Origin of the sequence: Pseudomonas gingeri (genome assembly GCF_013385635.1) — a bacterium.
GTDB classification, from domain to species: domain Bacteria; phylum Pseudomonadota; class Gammaproteobacteria; order Pseudomonadales; family Pseudomonadaceae; genus Aquipseudomonas; species Aquipseudomonas gingeri_A.
On record NZ_JACAPR010000006.1, the window covers coordinates 121,899 to 137,312 of the forward strand.

Annotated in this window: 16 protein-coding genes; 13 read left to right on the forward strand and 3 right to left on the reverse strand. The window is 63.0% G+C overall.

The annotated features are described in order from the left end of the window. Positions 1–268 precede the first annotated feature (268 nt). Positions 269–1,216, forward strand: coding sequence for a LysR family transcriptional regulator (locus tag HX851_RS04985; RefSeq protein WP_177062026.1), 948 nt, complete (start codon positions 269–271; stop codon positions 1,214–1,216). Here the strand turns inward: HX851_RS04985 and HX851_RS04990 are convergent. Continuing rightward, positions 1,194–1,838: a phosphatase domain-containing protein gene (locus tag HX851_RS04990; RefSeq protein WP_177062028.1), complete on the reverse strand. Its 645-nt coding sequence runs from the start codon at positions 1,836–1,838 to the stop codon at positions 1,194–1,196. The genes HX851_RS04985 and HX851_RS04990 overlap by 23 nt on opposite strands. A gap of 173 nt (positions 1,839–2,011) precedes the next feature. On the opposite strand from HX851_RS04990, the gene HX851_RS04995 reads away from it, so the two are divergent. The 3 genes from HX851_RS04995 (at position 2,012) to HX851_RS05005 (ending at position 5,700) form a co-directional block, all read left to right on the forward strand. Continuing rightward, positions 2,012–3,070: a PA0069 family radical SAM protein gene (locus HX851_RS04995; RefSeq protein ID WP_177065205.1), complete on the forward strand. Its 1,059-nt coding sequence runs from the start codon at positions 2,012–2,014 to the stop codon at positions 3,068–3,070. 264 nt (positions 3,071–3,334) lie between these two features. Beyond that, positions 3,335–4,066, forward strand: coding sequence for a carbonic anhydrase (locus HX851_RS05000; RefSeq protein ID WP_177062033.1), 732 nt, complete (start codon positions 3,335–3,337; stop codon positions 4,064–4,066). A gap of 95 nt (positions 4,067–4,161) precedes the next feature. Then, positions 4,162–5,700, forward strand: coding sequence for a SulP family inorganic anion transporter (locus HX851_RS05005; protein ID WP_177062035.1), 1,539 nt, complete (start codon positions 4,162–4,164; stop codon positions 5,698–5,700). Between the two features lie 15 nt (positions 5,701–5,715). Here the strand turns inward: HX851_RS05005 and HX851_RS05010 are convergent, their stop codons facing one another. Next, entirely contained in the window at positions 5,716–6,366 is a 651-nt protein-coding gene (locus HX851_RS05010; protein WP_017129225.1) for a hypothetical protein, read from the reverse strand. Positions 6,367–6,725: 359 nt separating this feature from the next. Between HX851_RS05010 and coxB the strand changes: the two genes are divergently transcribed. The 4 genes from coxB (at position 6,726) to HX851_RS05030 (ending at position 11,018) form a co-directional block, all read left to right on the forward strand. Next, positions 6,726–7,853, forward strand: coding sequence for a cytochrome c oxidase subunit II (coxB, locus tag HX851_RS05015; protein ID WP_177065207.1), 1,128 nt, complete (start codon positions 6,726–6,728; stop codon positions 7,851–7,853). Between the two features lie 79 nt (positions 7,854–7,932). After that, complete coding sequence (gene ctaD, locus HX851_RS05020) at positions 7,933–9,522, forward strand: cytochrome c oxidase subunit I (protein WP_177062039.1); 1,590 nt, start codon at positions 7,933–7,935, stop codon at positions 9,520–9,522. Between the two features lie 16 nt (positions 9,523–9,538). Beyond that, a complete protein-coding gene (locus HX851_RS05025) occupies positions 9,539–10,087 on the forward strand; it encodes a cytochrome c oxidase assembly protein (protein ID WP_177062041.1) in 549 nt (182 codons plus the stop codon). Between the two features lie 34 nt (positions 10,088–10,121). Then, complete coding sequence (locus HX851_RS05030; RefSeq protein ID WP_177062043.1) at positions 10,122–11,018, forward strand: cytochrome c oxidase subunit 3; 897 nt, start codon at positions 10,122–10,124, stop codon at positions 11,016–11,018. 13 nt (positions 11,019–11,031) lie between these two features. Here HX851_RS05030 and HX851_RS05035 read toward each other — a convergent pair whose 3' ends face one another. Beyond that, positions 11,032–11,235, reverse strand: a complete 204-nt coding sequence (locus HX851_RS05035) for a twin transmembrane helix small protein (RefSeq protein ID WP_177062045.1) — start codon at positions 11,233–11,235, stop codon at positions 11,032–11,034. A 71-nt stretch (positions 11,236–11,306) separates the two neighbouring features. Here HX851_RS05035 and HX851_RS05040 point away from each other — a divergent pair, with 71 nt between their 5' ends. Genes HX851_RS05040 through HX851_RS05060 form a run of 5 tightly spaced genes read left to right on the forward strand, consistent with a single transcriptional unit; the run spans position 11,307 to position 15,221 of the window. Next, on the forward strand, positions 11,307–12,053 hold the full coding sequence (locus tag HX851_RS05040; protein ID WP_177062047.1) for an SURF1 family protein: 747 nt from the start codon (positions 11,307–11,309) through the stop codon (positions 12,051–12,053). Continuing rightward, the gene (locus tag HX851_RS05045; RefSeq protein WP_042936994.1) at positions 12,019–12,612 is read left to right on the forward strand and encodes a PA_0111/PP_0108 family redox-active disulfide protein; all 594 of its coding nucleotides are present in this window, start codon (positions 12,019–12,021) and stop codon (positions 12,610–12,612) included. Before HX851_RS05040 ends, HX851_RS05045 begins: the two co-directional genes overlap by 35 nt. Before the next feature lie 10 nt (positions 12,613–12,622). Beyond that, entirely contained in the window at positions 12,623–13,702 is a 1,080-nt protein-coding gene (locus HX851_RS05050; RefSeq protein WP_177062049.1) for a COX15/CtaA family protein, read from the forward strand. Then, positions 13,690–14,589, forward strand: coding sequence for a heme o synthase (gene cyoE, locus HX851_RS05055; RefSeq protein WP_177062051.1), 900 nt, complete (start codon positions 13,690–13,692; stop codon positions 14,587–14,589). The genes HX851_RS05050 and cyoE overlap by 13 nt, the downstream gene beginning before the upstream one ends. Beyond that, a complete protein-coding gene (locus HX851_RS05060; protein ID WP_017129215.1) occupies positions 14,586–15,221 on the forward strand; it encodes an SCO family protein in 636 nt (211 codons plus the stop codon). The genes cyoE and HX851_RS05060 overlap by 4 nt, the downstream gene beginning before the upstream one ends. The last annotated feature ends 193 nt before the right edge of the window (positions 15,222–15,414 follow it).

Below are 15,414 nucleotides of genomic sequence, written 5' to 3' on the forward strand. Positions count from 1 at the left end.
CAGGCTCAGCTCCGCGGCCATGCCCTGAACAGGCCCAACTCCAGGCTGATGGAGGCACAGGCTGCGAGGCAGAGGGACCTGGCTTGATCTCGTTCTCAGGGCAGGGTGCCAATGGCAGCCTTTTCATCATCCCCGGCACCGACAGTGTGGAGAAGGGCCGCTTTGCGCGGAATGCCTCACTCTTGCAGAGTGAGCCGTGTATGCCCGGATCGCGCGTAAAAGGCATAGTATCGGTGCCTGATATCGATGCCAGCCTGAGGAAAAGAGGATGCTCGATCGAATAACCGGAATGCAGATATTTACCCGTGTCGCCTCCTCCGGAAGTCTGTCGGCGGCGGCCAGGTCCCTGGCGATTTCCCAGACGCTGGCCACCAAGCACATCGCTGCCCTCGAACAGCAACTCGACATCAAGCTGTTTTTGCGCAGCACCCGCGGCCTGAAGCTGACCGCCGCCGGCGAGCGTTATCTGGCGGGCGTGACACGGGTACTGCGGGATATCGAAACACTGGAAGAGGACGCGGCAGCCGATGACGCGGCCGTACGGGGCTTGCTGAGGCTGAATGCCCCGGCCTCTTTCGGGCATCGGATCCTGGCGCCGTTGCTGGCCGAGTTTTCCCGGCGTTATCCCGGGCTGAACATCGACCTGGCCCTCGATGACAAGCGCGTCGACCTCGTCGAGGAGGGCTCGGACCTGGTCATCCGGATCGGCAAGCTGAACAGCAACACCCTGCGCGCGCGTCGCCTGGCGCCGTGCGAGCTGGTGGTCTGTGCGGCGCCCAGCTACCTGGAGCGCCGCGGGGTTCCCGCAACGATCGAGGACCTCATCAACCACAACTGTATCGGCTATACGCTGTCGGAGCACCTGGGGCCGCGCAGGTGGACGTTCGGGGCACAGGGCGAACGCTCGGTACCGATCAGCGCGACGTTGTGCATCAACAACGGTGACGCCATTGTCGCCGCTGCGCTCGAGGGTTACGGCATCATCTACAAACCCTTGTTCATGGTGTACGAGCATTTGCGCAGCGGTCACCTGGTGTCCCTGCCACTGAATCACCCGCCCCTCGGGCTGCATGATGTGTTTGCCGTGTTCCAGGGCGCGCGCAAGCCTCCGGAGAAGGTGCGGGTGCTGATCGACTTCCTGCTGGAGAAGTTCCAGGCACCCCTGCCCTGGTCCGGTGACGGCTCCGCCGTGGTCAGTGGGCGTTGGCCGACTTGAACCAGTTCTGCACATTGCAGGTGGCAAACGGACTGGTGCTGCAGTCGCCGTTGGCCAGGGCCGTGCGCAGTTTCTCGACATCGGCCTTCATCATGTAGCGGATGCCGTCCTTGAAGTGCGAACTGTCGCCGAACCCGCCCTGGGTCATCTCGCTCAGGGCGTCTTCCTTGCTCCAGCCCTCGACGACCACGCGGTACATGGCGGCCATCAGGCCGGTGCGGTCGGAGCCGTGCTTGCAGTGCATCAGCACCGGGCCGTTGGCCTGGGCGTCCTTGATCGCCCGCAATGCGGCCAGCACGTCGGCATCGTCGACATGGTTGGTCCGGTACGGCAGTTGCACCTGTTTGATGCCCGGTGCGAAGAGCCAGCTGGCATCCGATTCCGGCAGGAAGGTGATCACCGTGCCGATCTTCAATTGCTCCAGCAACGGCAAGGCGTCCTTGTCCGGCAAGGCGCTGCGGTAGAGCGTCGGGCTCATTTCGTTCAGGTTGTATTTGCTGCCGACGGGCTGTGCCCATTGCGCCGGACGCTCGGCGGGCGAGCTGTCGGCTTGGGCCAGGGGCAGCAGGAACAGGCTGGTCAAGGCCAGGCCGAGGCTGGAGAGGACACGAAGAAGCGACATGGGAAAATGACCGAGAGAGGGACAATGTGCCGCAGCATGGCGTGCAGTCGGTCAAGGGCCTGTGAGGCGGGTGTCAAAGATTCGTGATCGGGGCGGGACGCCTGCCCGACGGTGCTAGGCAGATGCGTCAGACTCCATTACTGTATATAAATACAGTAATGGAGCATTCTCCGATGTCCACCCCTCTTCCGCCCCGTGGCCGTGGCACGGCGGCCAACCCGCACAACCGCTTCGCGCCGAACCGCTCGGTGGCCGAGGACGACGGCTGGTACCAGGAAGTCCCGCTGACCCAGGGTACCGAGGTGCGCATCGAGACGGCGAAGACCATCATCACCCGCAACACCTCCCCCGACCTGCCCTTCGATCGCTCCATCAATCCCTATCGCGGCTGCGAGCATGGCTGCATCTACTGCTATGCACGGCCCAGCCATGCCTATTGGGACATGTCGCCGGGGCTGGATTTCGAGACCCGGCTGATCGCCAAGAGCAACGCGCCACAGGTGCTGGAGCAGCAGTTGTCGAAGCCGGGTTATCGCTGCGCGCCGATCAACCTGGGTTCCAACACCGACCCTTACCAGCCGATCGAACGCGAGCACCAGCTGACCCGGCGCACCCTGGAAGTGCTGCTGCGCTACCGGCACCCGGTGACGATCGTGACCAAGGGCTCGCTGATCCTGCGGGACCTGGACCTGCTGGTGGAACTGTCCCGGCAGCGGCTGGTGGCGGTGATGATCAGCCTGACCACCCTGGATGACGAACTCAAGCGCATCCTCGAACCCCGGGCGGCGGCGCCCAAGGCGCGCCTGCGGGCCATCCGGGTGATGCGCGAGGCGGGCATCCCGGTGGGGGTGTTGTGCTCGCCGATGATTCCGATGATCAACGACAGCGAGATCGAGAGCCTGCTCACCGAGGCCCATGCCGCCGGTGCCCAGAGCGCGGCCTACATGATGCTGCGCCTGCCCCTGGAGGTGGCGCCGCTGTTCGAGGAGTGGCTGGCGGCCCATTATCCACAGCGTGCCGCCCACGTTCTGAGCCTGATTCGCCAGAGCCGTGGCGGTGAATTGTATGACAGCCGTTTCGGTGCACGCATGCGTGGTGAAGGCCCTTTCGCCGACCTGCTGGCCCAGCGTTTTGCCAAGGCGATCAAGCGCCTCGGGCTTGATCGCCGGGAAGGATTCAACCTCGATTGCAGCCTTTTCTGCCCGCCGGGCGCACAGATGTCATTGCTCTGACGTAAGCTCTGGAGTAGGACTTGTGTAGGATTACCAGTCATCTCCATGTACGGCGGAGATACCCCCTGCGGAAGATGTGGAACGCCCGTTCTAGAGCCTCTGATTCAGTTTGAGTTAAGTTTTTAAGGGTATGGTGATTGCGCCTGTTTCCTACAAATGACAGGCAGTGTTCAAGGAATCGGGCGTGCTGACCCGAAGAACGCTGGCTCTGAGCAAGCCAAATCAGGAAAATCCCCTTCAATCCGTCAGAAAAGAGGATGAATCATGAGTGACAAGGATAAACAGCCATTGGCTGCGTCGGCTTCAGTGCTCCCCGAGACCGAAAGCGCCGATGCAGCACTGCAGCATATCGTCGATGGCTTTCTGCATTTTCATCATGAAGTCTTTCCGCAGCAGCAAGAACTCTTCAAGAAGCTCGCCACGGCGCAGCAACCGCGGGCGATGTTCATTACGTGCGCCGACTCGCGCATCGTTCCCGAACTGATCACCCAAAGCTCCCCCGGCGACCTGTTCGTCACCCGCAATGTCGGTAACGTGGTGCCGCCTTACGGGCAGATGAACGGTGGTGTCTCGACTGCCATCGAATACGCCGTGCTGGCGTTGGGCGTGCAGCACATCATCGTCTGCGGGCATTCGGACTGCGGTGCGATGCGTGCGGTGCTGACCCCCGAAAGCCTGGAAAAGATGCCCACGGTCAAAGCCTGGTTGCGCCATGCCGAAGTGGCGAAAACCATGGTCCAGGAAAACTGCGACTGCGCCAATGAAGGCGAAAGCATGCAGGTGCTGACCGAGGAGAACGTGATCGCCCAGTTGCAGCATCTGCGCACCCATCCGTCGGTGGCTTCGCGCATGGCCAACGGGCACCTGTTCATCCACGGCTGGATCTACAACATCGAAACCAGCGAAATCAAAGCCTATGACGCGGATCGGGGCTGTTTCCTGCCTCTGGACGGCACTCGTCCAATCCCGAGCGCGACGCCCAAGGCCCGCTTCTGAAGCCTGAAGCTTTTCTCAATCGATAGGGTTCTGCCACGACTGCCATAGAGCGGTCTGGCTTTGCCATGCCTGAAGAAATCCTCAGGAGATTCATCATGCGTGCAGCACAACTGAAAGCTGTTTTACCGCGGGAGCTGCTGGCTTCCGTGGTGGTGTTCCTGGTGGCCCTGCCGTTGTGCATGGGCATCGCCATTGCTTCCGGCATGCCGCCGGCCAAGGGCTTGATCACCGGGATTGTCGGTGGCCTGGTGGTCGGCTGGCTGGCGGGTTCGCCGTTGCAGGTCAGCGGCCCGGCCGCCGGACTGGCGGTGCTGGTGTTCGAACTGGTGCGCCAGCACGGCATCGCCATGTTGGGGCCGATCCTGCTGCTGGCGGGTTTGTTGCAATTGATCGCCGGGCGTTTGCGCCTGGGTTGCTGGTTTCGGGTCACCGCGCCGGCGGTGGTGTACGGGATGCTCGCCGGGATCGGTGTGTTGATCGTGCTCTCGCAGATCCATGTGATGTTCGACGGCGCGCCCCTGCCCTCAGGCCTGGACAATCTGCTGGGCTTTCCCGCAGCACTGGGCAGGGCCTTGCCGATAGAGGGCGGCGGCCTTGGCTGGCAGGCCGGCCTGCTGGGCTTGCTGACGATCCTGGTGATGTGGCTGTGGGAGAAGTTCAAGCCCCATGGCCTGCGCTTCGTGCCGGGCGCTCTGCTCGGCGTGGGCCTGGCGACCCTGGCGAGCCTGCTGCTGGCGTTGCCGGTCAAGCGGGTGGAGGTGCCGGAGAATCTGGCGCAGGCCATCGACTGGTTGCGTCCGGCCGATCTGCTCAACCTGGCGGATCCGGCGCTGCTGATCGCGGCCTTTGCCGTGGCCTTTATCGCCAGTGCCGAAACCCTGCTCTCGGCGGCGGCGGTGGATCGCATGCACGACGGCCAGCGTTCCGACTTCGACCGCGAACTGTCGGCGCAAGGGATCGGCAACATGCTCTGCGGCGTGCTTGGGGCACTGCCCATGACCGGGGTGATCGTACGCAGTTCGGCCAACGTCCAGGCCGGCGCGCGGACGCGTTTGTCGACGATATTCCACGGCCTCTGGCTGCTGGCCTTCGTGCTGTTGCTGTCCAGTGTGCTGCAAAGCATCCCGGTGGCGAGCCTGGCGGGCGTGCTGGTCTACACCGGGCTGAAACTGGTGGACCTCAAGGTCTATCGAGGTCTGTCGCGCTACGGGCGGATGCCGATGCTGACCTACGCCGTCACGGCGCTGGCGATCATCTTCACCGACCTGTTGACCGGTGTGCTGGTCGGCTTCGGCCTGACTCTGGCGAAACTGGCCTGGAAGGCCTCGCGACTGAAAGTCAGCCTGGTCGATCTGCCGGGCGAAGGGGAAAAGGAACTGCGGCTGACGGGGGCGGCGACCTTTCTCAAGGTCCCGGCGCTGACCCGGGTACTGGCGATGGTACCGCCAGGCAGCACAGTGCATGTGCCGCTGAACAACCTGACGTATATCGATCATTCCTGCCTGGAGCTGCTTGAGGAGTGGGGGCGCGCCAACGCGACCAAGGGCTCGCGGCTGGTGATCGAATCCCGTGGCTTGAAACGGCGTCTGGAAGGTCGCCTGCGCACTACGACCGGTGTCGGGTCGACGGCTTAGTGCGCAGCGGCAAGATCAGGCGGCTGGCTGTTCCAGTTCCAGTTCTACGCCCAGTTGGCGGGACAGGCATGGCCAGCGTTTCCACGCGGCTTCGGTGTCCGGGTCGTTGAGGCGGTCGCGGTAGGCTTCCACCGATTCCAGGGCAAAGCTTTCTTCGTCGAGCATTTCATCGACCGCGTGGTGCACCGCCTCATCCAGTTGGTTGGCGAAGTCTTCGCCGATCAACTGGTGGGCGATCAGGTTGGCCACGGTGGTGTTCAACGGGATCAGCGACTGGCCGAAATGCACGATATAGAGATCGTTGACCTCTTCCACCAGGCGATGCGCCAGGTAGGCCTCGTCCAGCAGGCTGTCGAGACCGACATGGCCATCGAGGATCGTCGGCGGCTGCAGGAAAAACTGCTCGGCGATTTTCAGCACCGGCTTGATCTGCGACTCGATGCCCGCTTCACGGGCCACTTCATTGGCGGCATCCAGCAGGTCCGGGACCAGATCGATATAAGCGGTGACAAACCGGGTCATGACTCCTTGGGCATCGACTTCCGGTAATTGAATGGCGGGATGAAGGTGCGGCAACTGTACTTCCAGTTGGCGCGTCAATTGACCGGTAGCGGCCTCGTGTTGATGTGCACGTTGTATCTGCTCGCGCAATGCGGCGGTGTTCATGAAGGCTCCAGGATGGAAAACAAAGGGAAAAGGGAGAACATAAGGTAGCTGGGTTATAAAAGTTGCTAAGACGTATTTGTCATAATTATTTCATGGTTATATGTCTGCGTTATATCGGATTGCCATCATTTCTTTCCATCCCACGCCGTCCGTGGCCTCTGGCGTAATCACCGGTTCATTTTCCCTATCGCGTTGCGTGGTCCCAGTCGCTGTCTATACTCGGTTTTGTATGGAGTTAGCTGATGACGCCCGGCTGCATGTTCCGGCAAGACCGAATGGTCCGCTTGCGTAGTCCGACCATTTCCCTTTGCCCCAGGTGAAAGCCGGCGGGATAACAAGAACGATAAGGGGAACCCGCAATGATGCGACATCCACGGGTCTGGATGGGCCTCCTGTTGTGGTCGATATTCAGCCAGGCACAAGCCGCCTGGACCACGAATATGACCCAAGGGGCAACCGAGGTAAGCCACGCGGTCTTCGATCTGCACATGACCATCTTCTGGATCTGTGTGGTCATCGGCGTGATCGTCTTTGGCGCGATGTTCTGGTCGATGATTCTTCACCGCCGTTCCACCGGGCAGGTCGCCGCCAAGTTTCACGAAAGCACCACGGTGGAAATCCTCTGGACCATCGTGCCTTTCCTGATCCTGGTGGCCATGGCGATCCCGGCGACCGCCACGCTGATCAAGATGTACGACGCCAGTGAATCGGATGTGGACATCCAGGTCACCGGCTATCAGTGGAAGTGGCATTACAAGTACCTGGGCCAGGACGTCGAGTTCTTCAGCAACCTCGCCACCCCCGCCGAACAGATCCACAACCAGGCCGTCAAGGGCGAGCACTACCTGCTCGAAGTCGACCAGCCGCTGGTCTTGCCGGCGGGCGTCAAGGTGCGCTTCCTGGTGACCGCCGCCGATGTGATCCACTCCTGGTGGGTGCCGGCCTTCGCGGTCAAGCGCGATGCGATTCCCGGTTTCGTCAACGAGGCCTGGACCAAGGTCGACAAGCCGGGCATCTACCGCGGGCAGTGCGCCGAGTTGTGCGGCAAGGATCACGGCTTCATGCCGATCGTGGTCGAGGTGAAGTCCAAGGCCGACTACGACACCTGGCTGGGCGAACGCAAGGCCGAAGCCGCCAAGCTCAAGGAACTGACCAGCAAGGAGTGGACCCTCGACGAACTGGTGGCCCGTGGCGACAAGGTCTATCACACCACCTGCGTCGCCTGTCACCAGGCCGAAGGCCAGGGCCTGCCGCCGATGTTCCCGGCCCTCAAGGGCTCGCCGATCGCCACCGGATCGAAGGAAGACCACCTGCACCGGGTCTACTTCGGCAAGCCGGGCACCGCCATGGCAGCCTTCGGCAAACAGCTCTCCGAAGTCGATATCGCCGCGGTTGTCACCTACGAGCGTAATGCCTGGGGCAACAACAAGGGCGACATGGTCACGCCGAAAGACGTGCTGGCTCTGAAACAGGCGCAAAGCAAATGACCAGGTCAATGACGTGCTCCCTGAACTGGCCTGGGTCATGCCCCGGCCGCCCGGTTCAACCGTTTGCAGGAGACAGGACATGAGTGCTGTGATCGATGACCATGGTCATGCCGGCGACCACGCCCACGGCCCGGCCAAGGGCTTGATGCGCTGGGTGCTGACCACCAACCACAAGGATATCGGCACGCTGTACCTGTGGTTCAGCTTCGCCATGTTCCTGCTCGGCGGATCGTTCGCCATGGTGATCCGCGCCGAGCTGTTCCAGCCCGGATTGCAGATCGTGCAGCCGGCGTTCTTCAACCAGATGACCACCATGCACGGCCTGGTGATGGTTTTCGGCGCGGTGATGCCGGCCTTCGTCGGCCTGGCCAACTGGATGATTCCGCTGATGATCGGGGCGCCGGACATGGCCCTGCCACGGATGAACAACTTCAGTTTCTGGTTGTTGCCCGCGGCCTTCCTGTTGCTGGTGTCGACGCTGTTCACCGCCGGTGGCGGGCCGAACTTCGGCTGGACCTTCTATGCCCCGCTCTCGACCACCTACGCGCCGGAAAGCGTGACCTACTTCATCTTTGCCATCCACCTGATGGGCATCAGTTCGATCATGGGCGCGATCAACGTGGTCTCGACCATCCTCAACCTGCGTGCCCCGGGCATGACGCTGATGAAGATGCCGCTGTTCGTCTGGACGTGGCTGATCACCGCTTTCCTGCTGATCGCGGTGATGCCGGTGCTGGCCGGTTGCGTGACCATGATGCTGATGGATATCCACTTCGGCACCAGCTTCTTCAGTGCCGCCGGCGGCGGTGACCCGGTGCTGTTCCAGCACGTGTTCTGGTTCTTCGGCCACCCCGAAGTGTACATCATGATCCTGCCGGCCTTCGGTGCCGTCAGCTCGATCATCCCGACCTTTTCGCGCAAGCCGCTGTTCGGCTACACCTCGATGGTCTACGCCACGGCGAGCATCGCGTTCCTGTCGTTCATCGTCTGGGCGCACCACATGTTCGTGGTCGGCATTCCGCTGGTGGGCGAGCTGTTTTTCATGTACGCCACGCTGCTGATCGCGGTGCCGACCGGGGTCAAGGTGTTCAACTGGGTCAGCACCATGTGGCAAGGCTCGCTGACCTTCGAGACGCCGATGCTGTTCGCCGTGGCGTTCGTCATCCTGTTTTCCATCGGTGGTTTCTCCGGCCTGATGCTGGCGATCGCCCCGGCGGACTTCCAGTACCAGGACACCTACTTCGTAGTGGCGCACTTCCACTACGTGCTGGTGCCGGGGGCGATCTTCGGGATCTTTGCCTCGACCTACTACTGGCTGCCGAAATGGACCGGCCACATGTACGACGAAACCCTGGGCAAGCTGCATTTCTGGCTGTCGTTCGTCGGCATGAACCTGACTTTCTTCCCGATGCACTTCGTGGGGCTGGCGGGCATGCCGCGGCGGATTCCGGACTACAACCTGCAGTTCGCCGATTTCAACATGGTCTCGTCGATTGGCGGCTTCATGTTCGGCACCACCCAGTTGCTGTTCCTGTTCATCGTGATCAAGTGCATCCGTGGCGGTCCGGTGGCCCCGGCCAAGCCATGGGACGGGGCCGAAGGCCTGGAGTGGAGTATCCCGTCGCCGGCGCCGTATCACACCTTCACCACGCCACCGGAAGTGAAATGACACGGAGGGCTGTCCGATGAGCGACTCGATCGCACTCAAGCGCCTGGTCACGCGCCTGCTGCTGGTGGTGGTGGCGATGTTCGCCTTCGGCTTCGCCCTGGTGCCGATCTACGACGTGATGTGCAAGGCCTTCGGCATCAACGGCAAGACCGCCGGCCAGTACGAGGGCGAGCAGGTGGTGGATGCGTCACGCCGGGTCGGGGTGCAGTTCCTGTCGACCAACGCCGTGGACATGGTCTGGGAGTTCTATCCCAAGGCCGACCAGATCAGCGTCAATCCCGGTGCGGTCAACGAAATGATCTTCGTCGCCTATAACCCGACCGACCATGTGATGAAGGCCCAGGCGATCCCGAGCATTTCACCCGGCAATGCGGCGATGTACTTCCACAAGACCGAGTGCTTCTGCTTTACCCAGCAGACGCTGCAACCCGGGCAGCGGATCGAGATGCCGGTACGTTTCATCGTTGACCGTGACATGCCCAAGGACGTGAAGCACCTGACGCTGGCCTACACGCTGTTCGATATCACTGCCCGCAACCCACCCGTGGCCCACTCGGGCGGGTAGGCCATCCAGCGTGCCCGATAAGGAGAATAATAAAATGGCAACTCCAACCCACGAGCATTACTACGTTCCCGCCCAGAGCAAATGGCCGATCATTGCCACGCTGGGCATGCTGACCACCGTCTACGGCCTGGGCACCTGGTTCAACGACCTGAAGGCGGCGCGCCCGGAATCCCATGGCCCGCTGATCTTCTTTGTCGGCGGCCTGCTGCTGGCCTACATGTTGTTCGGCTGGTTCGGCACGGTTATCAAGGAAAGCCGCGCCGGTCTCTACAGCGCCCAGATGGATCGCTCGTTCCGCTGGGGCATGAGCTGGTTCATCTTTTCCGAGGTGATGTTCTTCATCGCCTTCTTCGGCGCGCTGTTCTATGTGCGGCACATGTCGGTGCCGTGGCTGGCCGGTGAAGACGGTGCCAAGGGCCTGGCGCATATGCTCTGGCCGGACTTCCAGAACGTCTGGCCGCTGCTGCACAACCCGGACCCGAAACTCTTCCCGCCGCCCAAGGGCACCATCAGCCCGTGGGGCCTGCCGCTGATCAACACGATCCTGCTGGTCAGTTCCAGCGTGACGGTGACCATCGCCCACCATGCCCTGAAGAAAGGCCATCGCGGGGCGCTGAAGATCTGGCTGGCGCTGACCGTGCTGCTGGGGCTGGGGTTCCTCGCGCTACAGGCCGAGGAATACATGCACGCCTACCACGAGCTGGGCCTGACCCTTGGCTCGGGCATCTACGGCGCGACGTTCTTCATGCTCACCGGGTTCCACGGGGCCCACGTGACCATCGGCACGCTGATCCTGTTCGTGATGCTGGTGCGGGTCATGCGCGGGCACTTCAACGCCGAGCATCAGTTCGGTTTCGAGGCGGCGAGCTGGTACTGGCACTTCGTCGATGTGGTCTGGATCGGCCTGTTCGTCTTCGTCTACGTGCTGTGAACCAGGCGCCGGCCTAGCCGGCGCCGCCAGGAACCAGCTGGCCGCTGTAGAAACCCCAGGTGATCAACGCGAGGGTGACCACGGCCAGACTGACGCGAACCGTCAGCGCGGTGAGCAGGCGATGCGACGGTCCGTGGTCCTTGACCAGGAAAAACAGGCCGCTGAACAGGCTGACAACCGTGGCTATCAGCATCAGGACAATCGCCGCTTTGAGCATGGTGAGACTCCGGGGGAGATGCGCGTGTACTTGAGTATAGCGAGTCCAATTCCTGCCCATCAGGTGCCGTCGTGAGGCGCTTTCGTCCCGGCGTGGCACCGACCCTGGTGGTGCTGGTGTTGCTGCCGCTGCTGGTGCTGCTGGGTTTCTGGCAGTTGGGCCGGGGCGAGCAGAAGCGCGTGCTGCTGGAGAGTTATGCCCAGCGCCGCACGGCCGAGCCGCTGAGTGGCGAGCAGTTGAAGGGCAGCGCCGATCCGGCTTTTCGCCGTGTGCAACTGCGCGGCCAGTTCGATGCCGAACACAGCTACCTGCTGGACAACCGCGTGCGCAATGGCCAGGTCGGCGTCGAGCTGATCCAACCCTTCCACGACCAGGCCAGCGGGCTCTGGTTGCTGGTCAACCGTGGCTGGCTGCCCTGGCCGGAACGGCGCACGCCGCCGGTCTTCGCGACGCCCGGGCAACCGTTGAATATCGACGCCTGGGTCTATGTCGCCCCGGGCGCCACCTTCCAGCTCCATGCCGACCCGCTGAACGCACCCTGGCCGCGCGTGGTGACGACGATCGAGCCCGGCAAGCTGTGGACGGAACTGGGTCGTGAAGGCTTCGCCTACGAGCTGCGCCAGGAGCCCGGGCCCGGTGCTTATGAAACCGGCTGGCCGGTGGTGGCCGAAGGCATGGGCCCGGAGAAACACCTCGCCTATGCCGTGCAGTGGTTCGCCATGGCCCTGGCGCTGTTCGGCCTTTACCTCTACCTCGGATGGCATAACGCAAGGGAGAAACACCATGGGAGCGGCCATGAATCGACTCAACACAGCTGAAGCCCGGCAGCCGGGGGGACGCGCCCGCGGGCGCTGGCAGTTGATCCTGATCGTGCTGATGGTCATCGGCCCGATGATCCTGGCCACCGGCATGTACAAGCTGCAGTTCTGGGTACCGGAGAGCCGCAGTTATCACGGCGAGCTGATCGGCAATGGCCAGGGCCGTGCCGACCTCGGCGTGCAGGCCGACGAGCAACGCTGGCAGATGCTGGTGACGGCGCCCCAGGAGTGCTCGGTGGATTGCCAGCAACTGGTCTACCTGGCGCGGCAGATCCAGATCGGCCTGGGCCGTGACGCTTCCCGCGCCAGCCACGCCCTGGCGACCGCGCAACCGCTGGACAGCGACTATGCCGCCAAGCTGCAACGCGAATACCCGCAACTGCAACGCTACCCGCTCGACCTTCCCGCCTACACCCGGGAAGCCCGTGGCAATGGCGCGCCGCAGCTGTGGATCATCGATCCCCACGGCAACCTGGTGCTGCGCTACGACGCCCGGGTCAAGGGCAAGGACTTGCTCAACGACCTGCGCCAGTTGCTGAAACTGTCGAATATCGGATAAGGGCATCGTCATGGCCAAACCTGGATTTCGCCTCGCCTTGTTCGCCACCCTGCTGGCACTGATCGTCGTGCTGCTCGGCGCCTATACCCGCCTGACCCATGCCGGCCTCGGCTGTCCGGACTGGCCGGGCTGCTACGGCTTTATCAGCGTGCCCAAGAGCGAGGCCCAGCTGGCCCATGCCGAGCTGCACTTCCCCGATACGCCGGTCGAGGCCCACAAGGGCTGGAACGAGATGATCCACCGCTATTTCGCCGGGACCCTCGGGCTGCTGATCGTCGTGCTGGCGGCCCGCTCCTGGATGGAGCGGCGGCGCGAGGGGCAGCCGCTGAAGTTGCCGCTGTTCCTCCTCGCGGTGGTGTTCGCCCAGGCCGCGTTCGGCATGTGGACGGTTACTCTCAAGCTCTGGCCGCAGGTGGTGACCGGGCATCTGCTGGGCGGCTTTGCCACCTTGAGCCTGTTGTTCCTGCTGACCCTGCGCCTGTCCGGCGTACTGCCGGCCCTGGCCGTGCCGCGCCGGTTGCAGCGCTGGGCGACGGCCGGGTTGCTGCTGGTGATCCTGCAGATCGCCCTGGGCGGTTGGGTCAGTTCCAACTATGCCGCCGTGGCCTGCATCGACCTGCCGACCTGCCACGGCCAATGGTGGCCGCAGGCGGACTTCGCCAACGGCTTCCACCTGACCCAGCATATCGGCCCGAATTACCTTGGCGGCCAGTTGGACAGCGATGCCCGCACGGCGATTCACCTGACTCATCGTGTCGGCGCCCTGCTGGTGACCCTGGTGCTGCTCGGGCTGGCCTGGCAATTGCGGGTGGTGGGCATGACCCGGCTGGCCGGGCTGCTGCTGATCGCCCTGGCGGCGCAGATCAGCCTGGGCCTGAGCAACGTCTACTTCCATTTGCCACTGCCGGTGGCCGTGGCCCACAACGCTGGCGGCGCCGCCCTGCTGCTGACCCTGGTGCTGATCAACTACCACGCGCGGACCGCCCTGGTCCGGGTCCGGCAACAGGCGCCCGTACGCTGGCGGCTCAGCCCGCGCAAACCCGCCCACGGTCCGATAACAATAAAAGGAGAAATGCCATGGCGACTGTAGTCAGTGAGCGTCACCGCCAGGCGATCTGGCGCGACTACCTGGAGCTGACCAAGCCCAAGGTGGTGGTGTTGATGCTGATCACCTCGCTGGTCGGCATGTTTCTCGCGACCCGTGCCGGCGTACCCTGGACAGTGCTGGTGTTCGGCAACCTGGGCATCGGCCTGTGCGCGGGCGGCGCGGCGGTGGTCAACCATGTGGTGGACCGGCGCATCGACGCGGTCATGGCGCGGACCCACAAGCGGCCGCTTGCCGAAGGACGGGTATCGCCGCTGGCGGCGCTGACCTTCGCCCTGCTGCTGGCGGTGCTCGGGCAGGCCGTGCTGCTGGCGTTCACCAATCCGCTGACGGCCTGGCTGACCCTGGCCTCGCTGCTCGGCTACGCGGTGATCTACACCGGTTTCCTCAAGCGCGCCACGCCGCAGAACATCGTGATCGGCGGCCTGGCCGGGGCGGCACCGCCGTTGCTGGGCTGGGTCGCGGCCACCGGGCATGTGAGCGCCGAGCCGCTGTTGCTGGTGCTGATCATCTTCGCCTGGACCCCGCCGCATTTCTGGGCCCTGGCGATCCATCGCAAGGAGGAATACGCCAAGGCCGATATCCCGATGCTGCCGGTGACCCACGGCGAGCAATACACCAAGGTGCATATCCTGCTGTACACCTTTGCCCTGTTGGCGGTCAGCCTGCTGCCGTTCGTGATCCACATGAGCGGCGTGCTCTACCTGCTCTGCGCCCTGGGCCTCGGCGCGCGCTTCCTGCAATGGGCGTGGGTGCTGTACCGTGGCATCCAGCCGCATGCGGCGATCAACACCTTCAAGTACTCTATCTACTACTTGTTCCTGCTGTTTATCGCGCTGCTCGTCGATCACTACCTATTGTTGAATCTATGACTCGAACCCAGAAAACCGTCTTTATTCTCGTCGCGCTGGTGGCCCTGGTCCTGGGGCTGACGGTCAACAAGGTCCTGAGTGGCAAGGGCCAGGGCGATCCCACGGCGATGATCGATGCGGGGATTATCCTGCTGCCGCAAAGCCGTTCGCTGCCGGATGTGAAGATGACCGACCAGGACGGCCAGCCGGTGCAGGTCAACCAGTTGAAGGACAAGTGGACGATGCTGTTCTTCGGCTACACCTTCTGCCCGGACATCTGCCCGACCACCCTCGCCCAGTTGCGCCAGATCAAGAGCGAACTGCCCAAGGACATCGTCGGCAAGCTGCAGATCGTCCTGGTCAGCGTCGACCCCAACCGGGACAATCCCAAGCAGCTCAAGCAGTACCTGGGTTACTTCGACCCCGAGTTCAAGGGGCTGACGGCGTCGTCCATCGAGGACCTGCAGAAGCTGGCGAACGCGGTGAGCATCCCGTTTATCCCGGCGGATACCAGCAAGCCGAACTACACCGTGGATCACAGCGGCAACCTGGCGATTGTCGGGCCCGATGGCAGCCAGCGCGGCTTTATCCGTGCGCCGTTGAACAACCAGAAACTGGTGGCGCAGTTGCCGGAGCTGCTCAAGCGCCAGTAGCTGTTCGATCGTTCCCACGCTCCGCATGCTCGATCGTTCCCACGCTCTGCGTGGGAATGCCTCTTTGGACGCTCTGCGTCCGCTTCAAAAGCTTCGCGGCGGTGCGGCGATCCGACAAGCCCCCTCCCACAGAGGCTTCAGGCGCCCGCAATATCCAGGACAACCCGAACATTGTAGGAGCGGGCTTGCCCGC

Coding starts and splice junctions, on each gene's coding strand:
- HX851_RS04985 (WP_177062026.1), top strand. CDS start 269: ATGCTCGATCGAATAACCGGAATGCAGATATTTACCCGTGTCGCCTCC.
- HX851_RS04990 (WP_177062028.1), bottom strand. CDS start 1,838: ATGTCGCTTCTTCGTGTCCTCTCCAGCCTCGGCCTGGCCTTGACCAGC.
- HX851_RS04995 (WP_177065205.1), top strand. CDS start 2,012: ATGTCCACCCCTCTTCCGCCCCGTGGCCGTGGCACGGCGGCCAACCCG.
- HX851_RS05000 (WP_177062033.1), top strand. CDS start 3,335: ATGAGTGACAAGGATAAACAGCCATTGGCTGCGTCGGCTTCAGTGCTC.
- HX851_RS05005 (WP_177062035.1), top strand. CDS start 4,162: ATGCGTGCAGCACAACTGAAAGCTGTTTTACCGCGGGAGCTGCTGGCT.
- HX851_RS05010 (WP_017129225.1), bottom strand. CDS start 6,366: ATGAACACCGCCGCATTGCGCGAGCAGATACAACGTGCACATCAACAC.
- coxB (WP_177065207.1), top strand. CDS start 6,726: ATGATGCGACATCCACGGGTCTGGATGGGCCTCCTGTTGTGGTCGATA.
- ctaD (WP_177062039.1), top strand. CDS start 7,933: ATGAGTGCTGTGATCGATGACCATGGTCATGCCGGCGACCACGCCCAC.
- HX851_RS05025 (WP_177062041.1), top strand. CDS start 9,539: ATGAGCGACTCGATCGCACTCAAGCGCCTGGTCACGCGCCTGCTGCTG.
- HX851_RS05030 (WP_177062043.1), top strand. CDS start 10,122: ATGGCAACTCCAACCCACGAGCATTACTACGTTCCCGCCCAGAGCAAA.
- HX851_RS05035 (WP_177062045.1), bottom strand. CDS start 11,235: ATGCTCAAAGCGGCGATTGTCCTGATGCTGATAGCCACGGTTGTCAGC.
- HX851_RS05045 (WP_042936994.1), top strand. CDS start 12,019: ATGGGAGCGGCCATGAATCGACTCAACACAGCTGAAGCCCGGCAGCCG.
- HX851_RS05050 (WP_177062049.1), top strand. CDS start 12,623: ATGGCCAAACCTGGATTTCGCCTCGCCTTGTTCGCCACCCTGCTGGCA.
- cyoE (WP_177062051.1), top strand. CDS start 13,690: ATGGCGACTGTAGTCAGTGAGCGTCACCGCCAGGCGATCTGGCGCGAC.
- HX851_RS05060 (WP_017129215.1), top strand. CDS start 14,586: ATGACTCGAACCCAGAAAACCGTCTTTATTCTCGTCGCGCTGGTGGCC.